The following is a 5,189-nucleotide window of genomic DNA, read 5'->3' as shown; positions in this document are numbered from 1 at the left end:
CGGCGCCCCCGGCCTTGCGTGTGCTCGCGAGGCCGTCGCCGCACTGGGGTGCGGCGCTCCCAGTAGCCGCGCCGCGACCGGGCGGCGGTCTCAGATCCGCGTTGCGGTGCCGCGCGATTTCTTGGCGACTTGGCGCCTTGGCGTGAGAAATCTTCTCCCTATCCTCTGGCTCCCACGCTCCTGCGTGGGAGCCGACAGCGCTTAACTTAACGGCATTGATATCGCCCGCTCCCCCCGGCGGCCTTCCACCGGTTGCGGCCGGCCCGCTTGGCCTCATAGAGCGCGTCGTCGGCCTCACGCACGGCGGCGTCCTCGTCGGGTTGTTCCGGGTCGGCGAGCGCTAGACCGAGGCTGAGCGTAATGGGGCCGGCGATGGGGTCGGGCGCGGACTCGACCGCCTGACGCAGCTTCTCGGCCACCAGGCCGGCGGCGGTGAGGTCGGTGGCAGGCAACACCGCGAGGAACTCCTCACCGCCATAACGGGCGACGAAATCGCTTTCGCGCAGCGTCGCCTCCAGGGTCCGCGCCACCCGTTTCAACACCTGATCGCCGACGGCATGGCCATGGGTGTCGTTGACGCGCTTGAACAGGTCGATATCCATGAGCACCACCGCGTAGGGGTGGCGTGAGCGCTTCATGGCCACGAATTCGCCGTGCAGGCGCTCAATGGCCGCCAAGCGGTTGTGCAGCCCGGTCAGCGCGTCATGCCGGGAAAGATGGCGCAATTCCTCATTGGCCAGCGCCAATTCGGCGGTGCGCGCCGCCACCTTTTCCTCCAGTTCGGCATTGAGCGCGCGGAAGCGCTGCTCACTCTCGCGTAGCGCCATTTCCGACTGCCGGCGCGCGCTCACGTCGATACAGATGCCGGAAAAGCGCAGCGGCGCACCGGACACCTCGTCATAAGTCACCTGACCATAGGCATCGAGCCAGCGGATCGCGCCCGCGGGCAGCGCGATGCGATAGGTCGTCGCATAGGGCCGGTGCTCGCGAATGGCCTCGTTCATGCACTGTTCGGTTGGCGGCCAGTCGTCGGGGTGCAGCGCGGCGTGCCAGGTATCCAAACTCGCCTGATTGGTGGTCGGGTCCAAACCGAAGAGCCGAAACAGCTCGTCCGTCCAATCCATCTTGCCGTTGACCATGTCCCAGTCCCAGGCGCCGGCCCCGGCCGCGCGTTCGGCCATCGCCAGCAGGTCGTGCGCCCGGCGCAATTGCTCCTCCTGGCGCCGCTGTTCGGTGATGTCCAGCACCACCGCCGCGTAACTCGAGGCCTGGCCCGCGGCGTCCCGGAGCAGCGATACGGCAACGCTCGCCCACACCGGCCGCCCATCGCCGCGCACATAGCGCTTAGAGATTGTCAAACCGCTCGCCCCGGCCGCCAGACGATGGAGTAATTCATCGCTCTGCGCCAGGTCGTCGGGGTGCGTGAGGTCCTGCACCCGCAGGCACAGCAATTCCTCGCGGGTACGCCCGATAATGGCACAGAAGCGGTCGTTGACGAGGGTCAGGCGACCGGCGGCATCGGCCTCCACCAGGCCGACGATGCCCTGGTGGGCCAAGGCGCCAAACCGCTGATCGACCTCGAACCGGATGGCCGCGTCGCGTGCCTGCGCCAGCGCCTGTTCCATCCGCACGCGCTCGGTGATGTCGACCACGATCGCGCGAGCGGACTGTCCATCGGCCGCACGCAGCGCCTCGATGTCGACGGTTAGCGCCGGTTGGTCGCCGCTCGCCAGTTCGACCCGGCAGTGGTGCTTGGACTCGGTGGCAAAGACCCGCTCCAGCAGTGAGTTGAAAGCGGGAAGATGGCCCGCGGCGACGAAGATCCCGAAGCGCCGGTCCTGCAGTCGGGCGCGTTCATAACCCAGCAGGCGCACCGCGGTCAGATTCATTTGGGTCATGGTGCCCTGCGGGTCCAGCGTCAGATAGCCCACGGGCGCGAAGTCATAGAGGTCGATATAGCGTTGCGTGGCCGCTTCCAACTGCGCCTGCGATTCGCGCAACTGCTCGTTCTGTATCTCCAGTTCGATCTGGTGGACCTGCAGGTCGTGCAGCAGGCGTTGTGTTTCAGCGGTTGACCTTAGGGCCTCCCCGTCCGGCGTGAGCCGGCGCAGGCGTTCTTCCGCCTGGCGACGCAGTTCGGCGGCAGCGCCGGCCTGGTCATGGTTCACGGTTCTTGCCCCGCCAGCGTATCCCCCCGGGGCCCGCGCGGTTCCTCTGTCAGGTCCGCGAGGCGCCGTTCGGGCAGGGTCCGCGCGGTACGCAGATCGTCTTCCCGGCGCCCGGCCGCCTCCAGCTCGGTCGCCTGCTCGGCGACCCGGCCCTGCAAGATCGCCACGTCCTCGCCCATCTTCGCCTCCAGTGACTTGGTGTCGCTGATATCGACAAAGGTGACCGCCACGCCATCGATCCGATTGTCCTGGGTGCGGTAGGGGATGATGCGCACCCTAAACCAGCGCCCGTCATGGGTCGCCGCCTGTTGCTCATGAAAGATGAGCGAGCGCAGCACCTCCCGGCTGTCCGCGAGCAAACCGGGATAGTCCAGGCTGCTCACCAGGTCGCTGATGGGCCGGCCGAGGTCGCCGGGGATCAGTTGGAAGATGCTGCTGATCTCGGTGGTGAAACGCCTGACCTTGAGCTGGTTGTCCAGAAACAGGGTCGCGATATCGGTGCTGTTGAGCAGGTTGGACAGGTCGTCGCTGACCCGCGACAGGGCCTCCACCCGGGACTGCAGCTCGTGGTTGACCGTCTGCAACTCTTCGTTCATGGACTGCATCTCCTCCTTGGAGGTGGTCAACTCCTCGTTGGTGCTCTGCAATTCCTCGTTGGTGGATTGCAGTTCCTCGTTGGCGGATCTCAGTTCCTCCTGTGAGGTCTGCATCTCCTCGCGCGTGGTCTGCAATTCCTCGCGGGAGTGCAGCAGTTCCTGTGCCAATTCGTCCTGGCGGGCGTCGGCGTCGCCCGCGGTCGGCACGCGCGCCGCAGGCGCGGCGCGCACCTCCGTGAAGACGATCAACACCATTCCCCGCGGCCCAGTCGTCGGCTCGGCCAGGGGTTGAACGCTCAGGTCCACGAGCAGTTCGCCGTCGCTGCCCGCGACCTTGACCGCCGTGACGGTGATGCTGGCCTGCTGCCGCACGGCCTTGTGAAAGACCTCGCTCAAGGCGGCCTTCAGCCCCTCACGGGCCATTTTGAAGACGTTCAGGTCGACCTTGCCGGCCGCCGGTTCCAGGTATCTTCCCGTCTTCCCGCTGATGTACACCAAGTCGCCCTGCTCGGTGGCCAGTACCGCCGCCGGGCAATAGTGCCGCAGCAGCAAGGGTTCGATCAGCGACTGCAGACTCTGGGCCGACAAGGGCGCGGGCGTCGTGAGGCGGCGCAACGCCGTCGGGGCGGGCGCAAAGACGGCTGGCAATTCGACCGCGTTTCCCCGCGCGACGTCACGGCGTTGGTAGATGCGGGTCTTGCCGGGCAAGGGGGTAAAGAGCTCCTGGTGCAGGCCGATGGTCTCCGAGTTACCCAGCACCAGGATACCGCCGGGGTTGAGGCTGTAGTGAAAGAGGGGGATCAGCTTCTTCTGCAGGCCGGCGTCCAGATAAATGAGCAGGTTGCGGCAGAAGAGCAGGTCGAGCCTGGTGAAGGGCGGGTCCATGACCAGGTTCTGGGTGGCAAAGATCAGCATCTCACGGATGTCTTTGTTCACCTGGTAGCCGTGTTCATTCTGGACGAAGAACCGGTGCAGGCGTTCCGTCGAGCAATCGGCGGAGATAGTCGCGGGATAGATGCCGGCGCGGGCCCGGTCGATGGCATCCCGGTCGAGATCGGTGGCAAAGACCTGGAAGGCATAGCGCACGGGCGACTGCACCTCCGCCAGGGCCTCGCGCAGGACCATGGCCAGCGAATAGGCCTCCTCGCCGGTCGAGCAGCCGGCGCTCCAGAGGCGCAGGGTCGCGCCATCGGGATGGGCGGCCAGCAGCCCCGGGATGACGCTGGTCTTTAATTGTTCCCAGACCGCGGGGTCGCGGAAGAAGCTCGTCACACCGATCAGCAGTTCCTTGAAGAGCAGGTCCAGTTCCTGGGGATTCTCCCGCACGTAGTGGACATAGTCCGCGATCCGGTCCAACTGGTGCAGGCCCAGCCGCCGCTCGATGCGGCGGTAGAGGGTGCTCTTCTTGTAGGCGGAGAAGTCGTGGCCGGTGCGGGTGCGCAGCATCACCACGACCTTCTCCAGGGCGCTCTGGTTGGGGTCCGCCAGCGACAGGTCGGACGGGGCCACCAGGGATGGCAGGCGCTTGAGAAAGGCGAGGATCCGCCCGGCCAACTGCTCGGGCGGTGCGACCACATCGGCCAGACCGGCCGCGATGGCGCTGCGCGGCATACTGTCGAACTTGGCCGAGGCCGGGTCCTGCACAAAGACGGCGCCGCCCCGCTCCTTGATGGCGCGCAGCCCGAGGGTGCCGTCCGAGCCCATGCCCGAGAGGATGACACCCAGACCCTGCTCGTGCTGATCCTCGGCCAGGGCGCGCAAGAAGAAATCGATCGGCAGGCGCAGCCCGCGCGGCGCGACCGGCTCCAGCAGGTGCAGCACGCCGTGGAGAATGGACAGGTCCCGGTTGGGCGGGATCACATAGACGTGTCCGGGCACGACCTTCAGGCGGTCCTTGATCTGGGCGACCGACATGGCGGTGGCGCGCTGGAGCAGTTCCGCCATATTGCCCTGGTAGGTCGGGTCCAGGTGTTGAACCACGACGAAGGCGAGTCCGCAGGTCGGCGGGACCGCGCCCAGGAAGAGTTCCAGCGCCTCCAGTCCGCCGGCCGAGGCGCCGATGCCGACAATGGGAAAACCCTGGTCGAGCGGCGGGGCGCCGTCGGGGGCGACCGGGGTAGACTCAGCGGGGGCGCCGGGCGGGGGTTGGGCGCTGCTTGGGGGGGCTCCGGTGGACTGATGCTTGGGAGGCGCGGCTGCTTTTTTCATGATCCGCCTCGCGGTACGCGACACCTAGGGTTGTTCAGGAGTTCCGGCCACCCGCAACCGGGGGTCGCTTAGCTTAGCGCTGCCGTGGGCGCCGGGCAAGGAGGGGCGCGGCCGCGGGTGCGATCAGAACTGATGTGTTGACGCCGATCCCGTGTCCTACAGCGACCGGACCTTCTCACGGGCCGGGCGTCGTTGTCGTTGTCGTTGTCGTTGTCGT

At 66.8% G+C, this 5,189-nt stretch carries 2 protein-coding genes; both read right to left on the bottom strand.

Annotated elements, in window-relative coordinates; genetic code table 11:
- Positions 1–206: 206 nt before the first annotated feature.
- The gene (locus QZY48_RS12975) at positions 207–2,168 is read right to left on the bottom strand and encodes a diguanylate cyclase (protein WP_295431276.1); all 1,962 of its coding nucleotides are present in this window, start codon (positions 2,166–2,168) and stop codon (positions 207–209) included.
- Complete coding sequence (locus tag QZY48_RS12970) at positions 2,165–4,972, bottom strand: chemotaxis protein CheB (protein ID WP_295431275.1); 2,808 nt, start codon at positions 4,970–4,972, stop codon at positions 2,165–2,167. Before QZY48_RS12970 ends, QZY48_RS12975 begins: the two co-directional genes overlap by 4 nt.
- Positions 4,973–5,189 lie beyond the last annotated feature (217 nt).

Source organism: uncultured Thiodictyon sp., assembly GCF_903828115.1.
In the GTDB taxonomy this organism is placed as follows: domain Bacteria; phylum Pseudomonadota; class Gammaproteobacteria; order Chromatiales; family Chromatiaceae; genus Thiodictyon.
This window is presented reverse-complemented; position numbering and strand designations above follow the sequence as displayed.

Coding starts and splice junctions, on each gene's coding strand:
- QZY48_RS12970 (WP_295431275.1), bottom strand. CDS start 4,972: ATGAAAAAAGCAGCCGCGCCTCCCAAGCATCAGTCCACCGGAGCCCCC.